This window comes from Aureimonas frigidaquae, from assembly GCF_001463905.1.
Lineage (GTDB): Bacteria > Pseudomonadota > Alphaproteobacteria > Rhizobiales > Rhizobiaceae > Aureimonas > Aureimonas frigidaquae.
The window spans coordinates 85,388-99,563 of record NZ_BBWR01000006.1 but is presented as its reverse complement, the minus strand read 5'-3'; the positions used below and the strand labels follow the sequence as shown (position 1 = coordinate 99,563).

Below are 14,176 nucleotides of genomic sequence, written 5' to 3'. Positions count from 1 at the left end.
GCGACGGCGTGTGGTGGAGAACATGGGCGGGGCTCCTTTAGCGATTGGGCATGGTTCAGGCGGTGGGACGGAACGGCTTGCCAAGGCAGGCCGGAGCGGCATTCTTGGCGCTCGCCTTGCGCGCCGAGATGAGGGCCAGGACCAGGATGGTCGCCAGATAGGGAAGGCTCGTCAGGAATTCGGGCGCCAGGCCGGACCAGCCGGCCGCCTTGGCCTGGAGCTCCAGAGTGATGACCGCGCCGAACAGATAGGCGCCCACCAGAAGCCGGCCGGGCCGCCATGAGGCGAAGACGACCAGCGCGATGGCGATCCAGCCCCGGCCGGAGGTCAGCCGCTCCGCCCACATGGGCGTCAGGACGAGCGAGAAATAGGATCCGCCGAGCCCGGCCATGGCGCCGCCAAACAGGACGGCGAGATAGCGGATCTTCAGGACGGGATAGCCGATCGAATGGGCCGAACTGTCGGATTCACCCACCGCGCGCAGGACGAGCCCTGCCCTCGAGTGCCGCAGGAACCACCAGACGCCCAGCGTGATGAGGAGCGAGGCGTAGACGAGTGGCGAATAGCCGAACAGCACGCGCCAGATCGGATCGGCGGACAAGGCGTCCGGAAAGATGCTGCCGAGTGTCGGCGTGGTCATGCCGACATAGTTGGCGCCGACCAGGGCCGAGACGCCCGTGCCGAAGATGGTCAGCGCCAGGCCTGTCGCCACCTGGTTGGCGGCGAGCGTCAGCGTGAGGAAGCCGAAGATCAGCGCGCTCGCAGCCGCCGCACCCATGGCCGCAATGGCGCCCAGCGCCGGCACCCCCGTCGTGACAGAGACAATGAAGGCGGTGACGGCGCCGATGAGCATCATGCCTTCGACGCCGAGATTGAGGACGCCGGCCTTCTCCACCACCAGTTCACCCAGCGCGGCCAGGAGGATCGGCGTTGCGGCGGCCACCACGGCCACGACGATGGCGACGATGAATTCGGGCGTCATCCGTCCGCTCCCTGCCGTAGCCTACGGCCCCGGCCGGCGCCCTTGGGCGCGGCGAAGGTCAGCCGGTAGCGAATGAAGATATCGGAGGCCAGCAGGAAGAAGAGCAGCATGGCCTGGAACACGCCGACGCCGGCCGCCGGAAGGCCGATCCCCGTCTGCGCGCTTTCCCCGCCCACATAGGTCAGCGCCAGGACGAGCGCCGCGGCGACGATGCCGAGCGGGTGAAGGCGGCCGAGAAAGGCCACGATGATGGCCGTGAAGCCGTAGCCCGTCGGAAAGGACGGGACCATCTGGCCGAACGGGCCGGAGGCTTCCAGCACGCCGGCAAGGCCCGCGAGCCCGCCGCCCGCCAGAAGGCCGATCCAGACGATACGCCCCTGGCTGAAGCCGCCATAGCGCGCCGCATCCGGGGCAAGGCCCGCCACGCGGACCTCGAAGCCCGCCACGGTCCGGGCCATCACGAACCAGACCGTCAGCGCGACCGCCAGCGCCAGCGGAATGCCCAGATGGATCAGCGTGCCCGACAGGACCGTCGGCAGCGTCTGGTCCGACGTGAACATGGCCGTCTGCGGGAAGTTGAAGCCCATCGGGTCCTTCCACGGACCGCGCATCAAGTAATAGAGGAGCTGGATCGCCGCGTAGTTCAGCATCAGGCTGGACAGGATCTCGCTGACCCCGAGCCGCACCTTCAGAAGCGCGGGAATGGCGGCATAGAGCGCGCCGCCGGCAATGCCGGCCAGGATCATCGCAGGAAGGATCCAGGCGCCCTGCATGTCCATCGTCGCCAGGGCGACGCCGGTTCCGGCAAGGCCGCCGAGCACGTACTGACCTTCCGCCCCGATGTTCCAGACATTGGCGCGAAAGCCGATGGACAGGCCCACGGCAATCAGCGCCAGGGGCGCCGCCTTTACCAGTATGTCCTGCCAGCGATAGGGGTTGAAGAGCGGCGTGACGAAGATTTCGCGCACGGCGCCGATCCCGTCATAGCCGAGCAGCGTGAACAGGAACGCTCCCGCCGCCAGCGTGGCGGCGACGGCGATGACGGGGGACAGAAAGAGAAGCGGCCGGGACGGCTGCAGGCGCGGCTTGAACTCAAGCGCCATGGACAGCGGCCTCCGTCCCATGGGCTTCACCCGCGCCATCGCCATGGACCCCGCCCATCAGCATGCCGATTTCCTCCACGGTGATATCCCCGACGGGACGCGGTTCCGACAGGCGGCCGAGATTGATCACGGCGATGCGGTCGGAAATCTCCAGGAGCTCGTCCAGATCCTGGCTGATGACGATGACCGAGGCGCCCCGCGCCGCAAGATCGACCATGGCCTGGCGGATGAAGGAGGCCGCCCCGGCATCCACCCCCCAGGTCGGCTGCGACACGACGAGCACGGCCGGCTCCTGCATGATTTCGCGGCCCATGATGAACTTCTGCAGATTGCCGCCCGACAGGCTGCCGGCGGCCGCCGCCGGCCCCGTCGCCCGGACCGAAAAGGCCCGGATCACCTCTGCGGCATAGGCGGCCGCCGCCCCGGTGCGCAGAATGCCGCGCGCGGTCAGGCCGCGCCGCCGACGCGCCGACAGAATGGCGTTTTCGGCAAGGCTCATGGCCGGCACGGCGGCATGGCCGTTGCGCTCTTCCGGCACGCTCACAAGGCCGACCGAGCGGCGCGCCGACACGCCGAGCGGCGCAAGATCCGCGCCATCGAGCGCGATGCGGCCGGACAGGCCGTCCCGCCGCTCGCCGGACAAGGCGGAGACGAGTTCGTTCTGCCCGTTGCCGGCCACGCCGGCAATGCCGAGGATCTCGCCCGAGCGGACGGAGAAGCCGATGGACTTCAGCGTCGTGCCGAAGGGCGGATCGCCCGGCAGGGACAGGCCGTCGACATGCAGGCGCACCGCGCCCTGGCCGTCGAACGGGCGGGTCTCCACATCGCGCAGGCTGGCGCCGATCATCATCTCGGCCATGCTGCGGGCCGTTTCCCGGCGGGGATCGGTCGTCGCCACGACGGCCCCGCCGCGCAGCACGGTCGCGCTGTCGCAGAGGGTTCGGATCTCGTCCAGCTTGTGCGAAATATAGAGGATCGAGCAGCCCTCGGCGCGCAGCTTGCGCAAGGTGGCGAAGAGAACCTCGATTTCCTGCGGGGTCAGGACCGATGTCGGCTCGTCCATGATCAGGATGCGCGGATTGCCGAGAAGGGCACGCACGATCTCGATCCTTTGCCGCTCGCCCACCGACAGGGTGTGGACGTGGCGGTGCGGATCGAGCGTCAGGCCGTAGCTGTCCATCACCGCTTCGATCCGGCTTTCCAGCTCGCGGCGCGGTGGTGGCTCGTCCATGCCGAGCGCGATGTTTTCCAGCACGGTCATGGCCTCGAACAGGCAGAAATGCTGGAACACCATGCCGATGCCGAGCGCCCGCGCCTCCCGAGGGGAGCCGATCGTGACGGCGTTCCCGTCGATCTCGATGGTGCCTTCGTCGGCCTTCTGGACGCCGTAGATGATCTTGACCAGGGTCGACTTGCCGGCCCCGTTCTCTCCCAGAAGAGCGTGGATGCGGCCTGGCTCCACCGCAAATGACACATCGGCATTGGCGATGACGCCGGGGTAGCGTTTCGTCACATGCTTGAGTTCGAGCCTTGGCGGCATGGGACTCCCGTCAACGATTCTGCGGTACGGCCGGTGGCCGTCCGGGAAGTTATGCACCTGCCATGGGCATGTGCAAAGCCTGTGCATCGGTTTTTCCACCCCCGGACCCGAGGATGTGAATGCAGAGTTCGGCCGCCACCATGGCGGCGATAACCGCCGGTCGCTTGTCGTGCACCGCAGTGCCACCGATCGGCATATGCAAACGGCTTGCAGCCCCGGCGAGACCCTCGTCGGCAAGGTGCCGGTGGAAGCGCTCCCGCTTCGTCGCCGAGCCGATCATGCCCACATAAGGGCTGTCCGTTCGCCGCAGCGCCGCCGCGCCGATCAAAAAATCCAGGGCATGGTCATGCGTGACGATGACGAAGGCCGTGCCGCGCTGCGCAGCAGTGACCTCGGCCTCCGGCAGCGCAGCCACCACGCGCTCGACGCCGGCCGGCAGGGCCGCCACCAGATGCGGCCGCGTGTCGACGACCCGCACGCGGAACGGCAGGGGCGCGAGCGCCGCAGCGAGCGCCTGCCCCGTATGGCCCGCACCGAAGACGAGGACACAGGGTGCGGCGGCCGCGGCCTCCACCTCGGACGCCGCAACGGTTTCGGCCAGTGCCGCGTGCGCGCGCTCCAGGGAGAGTTCCACCCGTCCGCCGCAGCATTGGCCGATCGAGGGTCCGAGCGGAATATCGAGCCGTCCGGAGGAAGCGCCATCGTGCAGCATGCGCCGCGCCTCCAGGATGGCTTCCATCTCCAGCGCGCCGCCGCCGATCGTCCCCTCCGCGCCATCGGCCGACACGAGCATCATGGCGCCCACCTCGCGCGGGGTGGAGCCGTGCACCGCGGCAACCCGGACGAGGATCGCCTGCGTCCCGGCGTTCAGGCAGGCCGTCAGGACCTGTGACATCCTCATGCGCGGCTCCGGACGGCGTCGACCGCCCGCAGGATGCGCTCGGGTGTTGCCGGCGCGTCGAGATCGGGGAAGACGCGGCCATCGCCGGCGGCCAGGACCGCATCGGCCAGCGCGGACAGGACCGACAGCGCCAGCATGAAGGGCGGCTCGCCGACGGCCTTGGACCGGTGGATCGTGTTCTCGCGGTTTTCACCCTTGGACCAGAGGTTCACCGTCATGCGGTCCGGCCGGTCGTTGGCGGTGGGGATCTTGTAGGTGGATGGCGCATGGGTGCGCAGCCGCCCCTTGGCATCCCACCACAGCTCTTCCGTCGTCAGCCAGCCCATGCCCTGGATGAAGCCGCCCTCGATCTGCCCGAGGTCGAGGGCCGGGTTCAGCGAGCGGCCGACATCGTGCAGGATATCCACCGCCAGGACGCGGTTCTCCCCCGTCAGCGTATCGATCACCACCTCCGACACCGCCGCGCCGTAGGCGAAATAATAGAAGGGCCGGCCGCTGGCGGTTTCACGGTCGTAATGAATATCGGGCGTGGCGTAGAAGCCCGTGGCGGACAGGGGGATGCGCGCCAGATACGCCTCTCCCACCAGATCCTCGAAGCTGACGCTCTGCGTGCCGATCCGCACCTGGCCGCCGGCAAAGACCACGGCCTCCGGGGCCACGGCATAGCGTGATGCGGCGAACCCGGTCAGGCGGTCGCGGATCGTGCGCGCCGCCGCCTGCGCGGCCATGCCGTTGAGGTCCGAGCCCGACGAGGCCGCCGTGGCGGATGTGTTGGGCACCTTGCCCGTCGTCGTGGCGGTGATGCGCACCCGCTCCAGATCGATCTGGAAGGTCTCGGCGACGATCTGCGCCACCTTGGTGTGCAGGCCTTGGCCCATCTCCGTCCCGCCGTGATTGAGCTGGATGGAGCCGTCCTTGTACAGGTGCACCAGCGCGCCGGCCTGGTTCAAGTGCGTGGTGGTGAAGGAGATGCCGAACTTGACCGGCGTCAGCGCCAGTCCCTTCTTCAGGACGGTGTTCGAACGGTTGAAGGCGCGGACGGCCTCCCGCCGCGCGCGATAGCCGGACGTCGCCTCCAGTTCCTCGACAATTTCGCCGATGACGCTGTCGGTCACCGGCATGTGGTAGGGCGTCGGCAGGGCGGCATCGGCCGGATAGAAATTGGCCTTGCGCACATCGAGCGGGTCGATGCCGAGGCGGTGGGCGATCCGGTCCAGGGCGCGCTCGATGGCGATCATGCCCTGCGGGCCGCCGAAACCCCGGAAGGCGGTGTTGGAGGCGGTGTGTGTCTTCAGCCGGCGCGAATGAATGTGCGCTGCCGGCAGGTGGTAGGCGTTGTCGGCGTGGAACATGGCCCGGTCGGCAATGGCGCCGGACAGATCGCGGCTGTAGCCGCAGCGTACGAAATGCTCGAAGCGCGCGGCCAGGAGCCGGCCATCGCCGTCATGGCCGATATCGTAGAAGCTGCGCATCTCGTGGCGCTTGCCGGTCATCTCCATGTCGTCGTCGCGGTCGGCCCGGCACTTGACCGGCCGCCGCGTCGCCACGGCGGCCAGGGCCGCCAGGCTGGCGAAGAGGGCCGGCTGGCTTTCCTTGCCGCCGAAACCGCCGCCCATGCGCCGGACCTCCACCGTCACCGCATGGTCGGCGACGCCCAGGGCCTTGGCCACATTGTGCTGGACCTCACTCGGGTGCTGCGTGGACGAATGGACGAGCACGTCGCCATTGTCGGCCGGGATCGCATAGGCGATCTGCCCTTCGAGGTAGAAATGGTCCTGGCCGCCCGTCTCGACACGTCCGGACACGCGCATGGGGGCCGCCGCCAGGGCGGCGTCGGCATTGCCCAGGCGCATTTCGTGGAAGGGAAGCAGATCCTCGCCCACCGTCTGCGCCAGCGCCAGCGCCTCATCGATCGTGTTGGCGGCGGGCAGGTCCTCATAGGTGATGTCGGCCAGCATGGCGGCCGCACGCGCCGCGCCGGGCGTCTCAGCCACCACGGCAAAGACCGGCTGGCCGACGAAGGATACGATGTCCTCGGACAGGATGGGGTCGTCGCCGAAGACCGGCGAATAATCGTTCTTGCCGGGGATATCGGCTGCCGTCAGCACCAGCGCCACGCCCGCATGCGCGCGGACGCGCGTCAGGTCCATCGCGGTGATGCGCGCATGGGCGCGGCTCGACATGGCGATATAGAGGTGCAGCGTTCCCGGCAGTTCCGGCAGGTCGTCGATATAGGCCGCACGGCCGCTGACATGCAGAACACCGCTGTCGTGCGGAACGGCAGCCCCGACCCCGCCGCGCAGCCGGTGCGGGGCACCGGCCGGCAGTTCGTTCAGATCGGCCAGTGGGACCGTGCCGGCTTCGCCCCGGTCCTGGATGCGCGTTTCGTCCATCAGGCGACCTCCCCGATGGTGGCCGGCATGCCGGAAAGCTCCAGGCGGAAGCGTTCGATCAGGTTGCCGGCGACGGTCAGGCGGTACTGTGCGCTGGCCCGCATGTCGGTCAGCGGCGTGAAATCCTGCGACAGCGCGGCCTGAGCGGCGGCGACAGTCGTCGCGTCGAAGGGGCGGCCGATCAGCGCGGCCTCGGCGGCGCGGGCGCGCGCCGGGGTGCCGGCCATGCCGCCATAGGCGAGCCGCGCCTCCGTCACCGTTCCATCGCCGGCCAGCCGCAGGCGGAAGGCCGCAAGCACGGCCGATATGTCGGAATCGCTGCGCTTGGAGACCTTGTAGCAGCCGAAGCGCTCGTCGGAGGAGAGTTCCGGCACCTCGACGGCGGCCACGAACTCACCCGCCGCGCGGTCCTGCCGCCCATAGGCCAGGAAGAAATCCTCCAGGGGAAGGCTGCGGGCATCGTCGCCGCGCCGCAGATGCAACCGCGCGTCGAGCGCGATCAGGGCTGGCGGCAGGTCGCCGATGGGCGAGCCGTTGGCGATGTTGCCGCCGACCGTTCCGGCATTGCGCACCTGTGCCCCGGCAAAACGGCGCATCATGGCGCCGAGCGAAGGATGAATCCGCGCCAGGGCCTCCAGCGCCGCCCGGTGCGTCACCGCCGCCCCGAAATAGAACCGGCCGCCCGCTTCCTCGACCATCGATAGGTCGGCCACGCGTGACACGTCGATGAGGACGGGCAGATCGCGATGCTGCTTGGTCACCCACAGGCCGACATCCGTGGCCCCGGCCACCAGCACCGCGTCGGGATGGCTGGCATAGAGATCGGCGAGGTCGTCCACATTGTCCGGCGAAAACCAGACGGCATCGCCGTGCCGGTACTCGAAGGTGCCGCCCCCCCGCAGCGCGGACAGTTGCGCGGCCTGCGCCCTGTCGGCCTCCGCCGTATCGGGGAGCGGCAGGGCGCCGAGCGCCACGCCGGCATCGACGATGGGGCCGTAGCCGGTGCAGCGGCAGAGATTGCCGGAGATCGTATCCTTGACGGACTGGCGGTCGGTAAGCGCCCCGTTCAGCCAGCCGGAATAGAGCTGCATGACGAAGCCGGGCGTACAGAAGCCGCATTGGCTGGCATGGCGCTCCACCATGGCGGCCTGGAGCGGATGCAGCCCGTCCCGCCCCAGATGCTCCACCGTCTCGACCGCGCGGCCATGCAGCGCCGGCACGAAAAGGATGCACGCATTCATGGCGCGCCGCGTCAGGCCGCCCTGCCCGTCGGGCTCGCTCACCAGGACGGTGCAGGCACCGCAATCGCCTTCGGCGCAGCCCTCCTTGGTGCCGGTCAGGCGCGCACCATAGCGCAGGAAGGACAGGGCCGTCGTGGTGGGGGCAATTCCCTCCGCCGATGTTTCCACGCCGTTCAGGAGAAAGCGAACCGGCGCCATGGCTCAGCTCCCCCGATAGGTCGAGTAGCCATAGGGCGACAGGAGCAGCGGCACATGGTAGTGGCGCGCCTCCGCCATGCCGAAGCGCACCGGCACCGCGTCCAGGAAGCGGGGTTGCCCGCCCGGCAGGCCGAGAGCGTCGAAATAATCGCCGGCCTGAAAGACGAGTTCGTAAGAGCCCGGCGCGAAAGCGTCGCCGTCCAGGAGCGCGCCATCCACACGGCCATCCGCATTGGTGACGACACTGGCGAGAAGCTCCCGCCCGCCATCGGTCAGGCGATACAGGGTGATGGTCAGCCCCGCTGCGGGAATGCCACGCGCCGTATCGAGCACGTGCGTCGTCAGCCGGCCGGAGCCGGCGCCTGCGTCAGCCATGAATGCCTATCCGATTGTTCTTGACCATTCGGTCAATCACTCTGCACCCTGCCACAGCCACTCGTCCAGAGAAGATTACAACCGCTCCAGATTGTCCGCAGCACGAAGGCTTCCAGCATGACAAACGCACGATACCCCCGCGACATGCGCGGCTATGGCCGCACGACGCCCGACCCACGCTGGCCCGGCGGGGCCAGCCTCTGCGTGCAGTTCGTCATCAATTACGAAGAGGGCGGAGAGAACGCCATCCTGCATGGCGATAAGGCGTCCGAGGCCTTCCTGTCGGAAATCGTCGGCGCCCAGCCCTGGCCCGGCCAGCGGCACATGAACATGGAATCCATCTATGAATATGGCGCGCGGGCCGGCTTCTGGCGGCTCTGGCGCATGTTCACCGAACGCGAAATGACCGCCACCGTCTACGGGGTCGCCACGGCGCTCGAACGCGCGCCCGAACAGGTCGCCGCCATGCAGGAGGCAGGCTGGGAGATCGCATCGCACGGGCTGAAGTGGATCGACTACCGCGACCATGCGCTGGAGGACGAGCGCGAAGACATGGAGGAAGCCATCGCGCTGCACACCGCCGTCACCGGTGCGCGGCCGCGCGGCTGGTATACGGGCCGGTCCTCCGTCCACACGATCGAACTGACGGCCGAACAGGGGCTCGACTATTCCTCCGACGTCTATGCCGACGATCTGCCCTACTGGCAGGACACGCGCTCGGGCCCGCTCCTGATGATCCCCTATACGCTCGATTCGAACGATATGCGCTTTGCGACGCCGCAGGGCTTCAATGCTGGTGACCAGTTCTTTTCCTACCTGAAGGACTCCTTCGACACGCTGCGCGCCGAGGGCCTTGCCGGCGCGCCGAAGATGCTGAGCATCGGCCTGCATTGCCGGCTGATCGGCCGGCCGGGCCGTGCCGCGGCGCTGGCCCGCTTCCTGGATTATGTGCGCCAGCACGACGATGTCTGGGTGGCGCGGCGCATCGACATTGCCGATCACTGGCGGCGCAACTTCCCCTACCGCCCCGGCCTGCGGCCGAGCCGGCTCGAGCGCCCCGTCTTCCTGTCGATCTTCGGCGGGGTCTTCGAGCATTCGCCCTTCGTGGCCGAGCGGGCCTATGACCGCGGGCTGCACGATGTCCACGATACGGCCGCAGGCCTGTCCGCCGCCATGAACACCGCCTTTCGCCGGGCGAGCGACGATGAGCGCCTGTCCGTCCTGATGGCGCATCCCGACCTTGCCGGCCGCCTGGCGCTGGCCGGGGACCTGACCGCCGATTCGGCGAGCGAACAGGCCTCGGCCGGGCTCGATCGCTTGAGCCCGGACGAGCTCGCCCGATTTACGGAGCTCAACGAGCGCTACCGTGCACGCTTCGGCATTCCCTTCATCATCGCGGTGCGCGGCAAGGACCGCCACGCCATCCTGGCGGCGTTCGAAAAGCGGCTCGGCCATGACCGGGAGACGGAGATCGCCACCGCCTGCGCAGAGGTGGAGAAGATCGCCCGGCTGCGCATCGAGGCCCTGATGTCGGCGGGCCAATAGAGCGTCAGGCGGCGCGCAATCCGCCGGATTCGACCAGGAAGTCGAGAATATCCCGGACGCCGGTCCCGCGCGACAGATCGGCAAAGACGGTCGGGCGGCCGGCCCGGCCGGCGGCCGCGTCGCGTTCCATGCGCGCCAGATCGGCGCCGACATGGGGCGCCAGGTCCGTCTTGTTGATCACCAGAAGGTCGGAGCGGGTGATGGCCGGGCCGCCTTTCCTGGGAATATCGTCGCCCTGGCAGACCGAGATGACATAGATCGACAAGTCGACGAGGTCGGGCGAGAAGGTGGCGGCCAGATTGTCGCCGCCCGATTCCACCAGCACCAGTTCCAGGTCCGGGTGGCGTTCGGTCAGCGTGCGGATGGCGGCCAGGTTGATGGACGCATCCTCGCGGATGGCCGTATGGGGGCAGCCGCCCGTTTCCACCCCAACGATGCGGTCCGCCGACAGCGCCTGGCGCCGCACCAGGGCCTCGGCATCCTCCACCGTGTAAATATCGTTGGTCACCACGGCGATGGAATGCGTCTGGCGCAGCGCCTGGCACAGGCGCTCGCACAGCGTCGTCTTGCCCGAGCCGACCGGCCCGCCAATGCCGATACGCAAGGGGCCATTGGTCGGCACGGGACGGGATGAACTGATGGTTTGGGCAAGGGTCATGAGCGGAACAGCCGTGGCGAGAGGGTTTCGTGACGCATGGCGCAGATATCGGACAGGATCGCCGCCGATCCCAGATCGGCAAGCGTCGCAAGACTTGCCCGTTGGGCGGTGTCGTCGATCTCCGGCTCGAGCGCGGCCAGGATGCGCACCATATCGCCCTGCCCCAGCGGCACCAGGCGGACGGCGGCGCTCATCAGGCTCGACGCGAAGGCATGGGCATAGGCGACAAGGGCCGGCTCCAGCGCCACGCCGCAACGCGCCGCCACATGGCCCACCGCCACCGGATAGGCCAGCTGCGCATGGCCCGTATCCGCCCATGGGCGCACGGCTTCCAGAAAGGCCGTGCCGAGGGCGAGGCTCTCCTGCCGCCGCTCCGAAGCGGCGCCGAGCGCCAGCGCGAGATCCGACAGATCCTCCACCGCGACGGCGCCGTCGCAGCGCCACCCTTGCGCAAAGAGGAGGAGATCGTTCCAGCCGCTGCCATGCGCCAGCAGGAAGCCGGCCCAGTCGCGCATGGTTTCGGCATCCCGGATGCGGCCGTCGGCGATGGCCGATTCCACCCCATGCGACCAGGCGAAGGCGCCGACGGGAAAGGCGGGGGAAAGCCATGTCAGGAGGCGCAGCAGCGACGCGCCGCCGACCGTGTCAGTCATGGCTGTGGCCGTGCTGCGCGTAGGCGCCGGCCGCCGGATCGAAGGCGTCCTCGATCTCCTCCACGCTGCCGCCCAAGCCCTTGACCATATCGGCGATCACATGATCGCGCCGGATCAGGATCCGGTCCGCCTCGATGGCGGCGGGCAGGTGCCGGTTGCCCAGATGCCAGGCCAGCGTCAAGAGATGGCGCGCATCGTGCCCGCGCACGGCATAGAGCGCTTCCGGCTTGGCCCGAACTTCGATCAACCGGCCATCGGCCAGGACGATGGCGTCCCCCGCCCGTAGGAGGCGGGCCTGCGACAGGTTGAGCAGGAAGGCGATCCCGCCATCGCTGACCATCGCCATGCGGCGCCGGTGGCGCTGGCTTTCGTCGAGCGTGATGCAATCGGCGAACGGGCCCGGGGATGCCTCCCGCAGGATGACGGATTCTGCTTCGATCACGCGCGCATCAGGCCTTCTTTTCCTGGCAGGTCACGGGTTTGGCACCCTCCCCCGCCGTCTCGTCGGTGAATGTCACCGCGTTCTGCGCGTCCCACCAGATATACTGGCGCGCCGCGTACCGGGCGCCGGATCCCGACAGGACATTGACGAAGACGAGCGTCTCGCCCTCGATCTCGATCAGGGCCAGGCTGTTGGACTGCCCCACGTTGATGTATTCGGCGGTGCGTTCCGCGCCATCGCTGCAACTGTAGGTCACGCTCTGCCGCTCCACGCTTCCCGGAAGGTCGAGTTCCAGCGTGTCGGCCAGCGCAGCGCCGGCCAGACCGACGATGGAAGCGGTGACGATCATACGCAGCATGGCTGTGCCTCACGATGGCAGGGTTCGGAACCCAAGGTTAAACCGCAAAACCATCAATAGAGGAAGTATCGCTGCGCCATGGGCACCACATCCGCCGGCGGGCAGGTCAGGAGCTCGCCATCGGCCCGGACCTCGTAACTTTCCGGGTCGACCTCGATCTGCGGGCAGGCATCGTTGAGTTTCATGGATGCCTTGGAGATGCCTCCGCGCGTATTGTGGACCGGCAGGAACAGGCGCTCACAGCCCAGGCGCTCGCGCAGCCCGTCGTCCAGCGCCGCCTGCGATACGAAATGCACCGCGCTGGCGCCGACCGCCTTGCCGAAGGCGCCGAACATGGGGCGGTAATGGACCGGCTGCGGCGTCGGGATGGAGGCGTTCGGATCCCCCATCGGCGCGGCGACGATGGTGCCGCCGAGCAGCACCATGTCCGGCTTGACGCCGAAGAAGGCCGGGTTCCACAGGACGAGGTCGGCGCGCTTGCCCACCTCGACAGATCCAATCTCCCGCGAGAGGCCCTGCGCGATGGCAGGGTTGATCGTATATTTGGCGACATAGCGCCGGGCGCGGAAATTGTCGTTGTCGCCTGCCTCTTCCGCCAACCGGCCGCGCTGGCGCTTCATCTTGTCGGCCGTCTGCCAGGTCCGGATGACGACCTCACCCACGCGGCCCATGGCCTGGCTGTCGGAGGCGATGATGGAGAAGGCGCCCAGATCGTGGAGGATATCCTCGGCGGCGATCGTCTCCTTGCGGATGCGGCTTTCCGCGAACGCGATGTCCTCGGGGATGGATGGGTCCAGGTGGTGGCACACCATCAGCATGTCGAGGTGCTCTTCCAGCGTGTTGCGCGTATAGGGGCGCGTCGGATTGGTGGAACCCGGCAGCACGTTGGGCAGGCCGCAGACACGGATGATGTCGGGCGCATGGCCGCCACCGGCACCCTCCGTATGGAAAGCGTGGATGGTCCGCCCCTTGAAGGCGCCGACGGTCTGTTCCACGAAGCCGCTTTCGTTCAGCGTGTCGGTGTGGATCATCACCTGGACATCGAAGGCATCGGCAACCCCGAGGCAGCAGTCGATCGCGGCCGGGGTCGTGCCCCAGTCCTCATGGAGTTTCAGCGCGCCGGCGCCGCCGCGCACCATCTCTTCCAGGGCGGCGGGGCGCGAGGCATTGCCCTTGCCGGCCAGGACGAAGTTCATCGGAAAGGCATCGAGCGCCTGCAGCATGCGGGCCATGTGCCAGGGGCCCGGCGTGCAGGTGGTGGCCAGCGTGCCGTGGGCGGGGCCGGTGCCGCCGCCGATCATGCAGGTCACGCCCGAATAGAGCGCCTCCTCGATCTGCTGCGGGGCGATGAAATGGATGTGGCTGTCCACCCCGCCCGCCGTCAGGATGCGGCCTTCGCCGGCAATGGCCTCAGTGCCGGGGCCGACGATGATGGTCACCCCATCCTGCGTATCGGGGTTGCCCGCCTTGCCGATGCCGACGATACGCCCGTCCAGAAGGCCGATATCGGCCTTGTAGATGCCCGTATGGTCGAGCACGAGCGCATTGGTGATGACCGTATCGACAGCGCCTTCTGCGCGTGAGGCCTGGCTTTGACCCATGCCGTCGCGGATCACTTTTCCGCCGCCGAACTTCACCTCCTCGCCATAGATGGTATGGTCGGCCTCCACCTCGATGATGAGCTCGGTATCGGCGAGCCGCACTTTGTCTCCGACCGTCGGGCCATACATGGACGCATAGGTGGACCGATCGATCGTTGCGGGCATGTCGCTCTCCAAAGGGTCGGC

Annotated in this window: 13 protein-coding genes; 1 reads left to right on the top strand and 12 read right to left on the bottom strand. The window is 68.2% G+C overall.

Features of this window, described 5'->3' with window-relative positions; all coding sequences use genetic code 11:
* Nucleotides 1-55 precede the first annotated feature (55 nt).
* The 7 genes from AUL30_RS06985 to uraH are packed head-to-tail and all read right to left on the bottom strand — an operon-like array spanning nucleotide 56 to nucleotide 8,733.
* Nucleotides 56-982 (bottom strand): ABC transporter permease, encoded by a 927-nt coding sequence (locus AUL30_RS06985; protein ID WP_062227152.1) that lies wholly within the window; start codon nucleotides 980-982, stop codon nucleotides 56-58.
* Nucleotides 979-2,085 carry an ABC transporter permease gene (locus tag AUL30_RS06980; RefSeq protein WP_157069969.1) on the bottom strand — a complete coding sequence of 369 codons (1,107 nt, stop codon included), beginning with the start codon at nucleotides 2,083-2,085 and terminating at the stop codon, nucleotides 979-981. The genes AUL30_RS06985 and AUL30_RS06980 overlap by 4 nt, the downstream gene beginning before the upstream one ends.
* The gene (locus AUL30_RS06975; protein ID WP_062227151.1) at nucleotides 2,075-3,625 is read right to left on the bottom strand and encodes an ABC transporter ATP-binding protein; all 1,551 of its coding nucleotides are present in this window, start codon (nucleotides 3,623-3,625) and stop codon (nucleotides 2,075-2,077) included. Before AUL30_RS06975 ends, AUL30_RS06980 begins: the two co-directional genes overlap by 11 nt.
* Nucleotides 3,626-3,674: 49 nt before the next feature.
* Nucleotides 3,675-4,526 carry a xanthine dehydrogenase accessory protein XdhC gene (xdhC, locus tag AUL30_RS06970; protein WP_306302731.1) on the bottom strand — a complete coding sequence of 284 codons (852 nt, stop codon included), beginning with the start codon at nucleotides 4,524-4,526 and terminating at the stop codon, nucleotides 3,675-3,677.
* Nucleotides 4,523-6,919 carry a xanthine dehydrogenase molybdopterin binding subunit gene (gene xdhB, locus AUL30_RS06965; protein ID WP_157069967.1) on the bottom strand — a complete coding sequence of 799 codons (2,397 nt, stop codon included), beginning with the start codon at nucleotides 6,917-6,919 and terminating at the stop codon, nucleotides 4,523-4,525. Before xdhB ends, xdhC begins: the two co-directional genes overlap by 4 nt.
* The gene (gene xdhA, locus AUL30_RS06960) at nucleotides 6,919-8,358 is read right to left on the bottom strand and encodes a xanthine dehydrogenase small subunit (protein ID WP_062227149.1); all 1,440 of its coding nucleotides are present in this window, start codon (nucleotides 8,356-8,358) and stop codon (nucleotides 6,919-6,921) included. The genes xdhB and xdhA overlap by 1 nt, the downstream gene beginning before the upstream one ends.
* Nucleotides 8,359-8,361: 3 nt before the next feature.
* The gene (uraH, locus tag AUL30_RS06955; RefSeq protein ID WP_062227148.1) at nucleotides 8,362-8,733 is read right to left on the bottom strand and encodes a hydroxyisourate hydrolase; all 372 of its coding nucleotides are present in this window, start codon (nucleotides 8,731-8,733) and stop codon (nucleotides 8,362-8,364) included.
* 117 nt (nucleotides 8,734-8,850) lie between these two features.
* Between uraH and puuE the strand changes: the two genes are divergently transcribed.
* Entirely contained in the window at nucleotides 8,851-10,278 is a 1,428-nt protein-coding gene (gene puuE, locus AUL30_RS06950; RefSeq protein WP_062227147.1) for an allantoinase PuuE, read from the top strand.
* Between the two features lie 4 nt (nucleotides 10,279-10,282).
* On the opposite strand, the gene ureG is transcribed toward puuE, so the two are convergent.
* From ureG to ureC, 5 genes are read right to left on the bottom strand one after another with little or no spacing between them, the layout of a single operon-like run.
* The gene (ureG, locus tag AUL30_RS06945) at nucleotides 10,283-10,900 is read right to left on the bottom strand and encodes an urease accessory protein UreG (protein WP_192843030.1); all 618 of its coding nucleotides are present in this window, start codon (nucleotides 10,898-10,900) and stop codon (nucleotides 10,283-10,285) included.
* 32 nt (nucleotides 10,901-10,932) lie between these two features.
* On the bottom strand, nucleotides 10,933-11,589 hold the full coding sequence (locus tag AUL30_RS06940; protein ID WP_062227145.1) for an urease accessory protein UreF: 657 nt from the start codon (nucleotides 11,587-11,589) through the stop codon (nucleotides 10,933-10,935).
* The gene (locus tag AUL30_RS06935) at nucleotides 11,582-12,031 is read right to left on the bottom strand and encodes an urease accessory protein UreE (RefSeq protein ID WP_062227144.1); all 450 of its coding nucleotides are present in this window, start codon (nucleotides 12,029-12,031) and stop codon (nucleotides 11,582-11,584) included. The genes AUL30_RS06940 and AUL30_RS06935 overlap by 8 nt, the downstream gene beginning before the upstream one ends.
* A 7-nt stretch (nucleotides 12,032-12,038) precedes the next feature.
* Complete coding sequence (locus tag AUL30_RS06930) at nucleotides 12,039-12,389, bottom strand: MliC family protein (RefSeq protein WP_062227143.1); 351 nt, start codon at nucleotides 12,387-12,389, stop codon at nucleotides 12,039-12,041.
* Nucleotides 12,390-12,442: 53 nt separating this feature from the next.
* Nucleotides 12,443-14,155, bottom strand: coding sequence for an urease subunit alpha (ureC, locus tag AUL30_RS06925; RefSeq protein ID WP_062227142.1), 1,713 nt, complete (start codon nucleotides 14,153-14,155; stop codon nucleotides 12,443-12,445).
* Nucleotides 14,156-14,176: the final 21 nt, after the last annotated feature.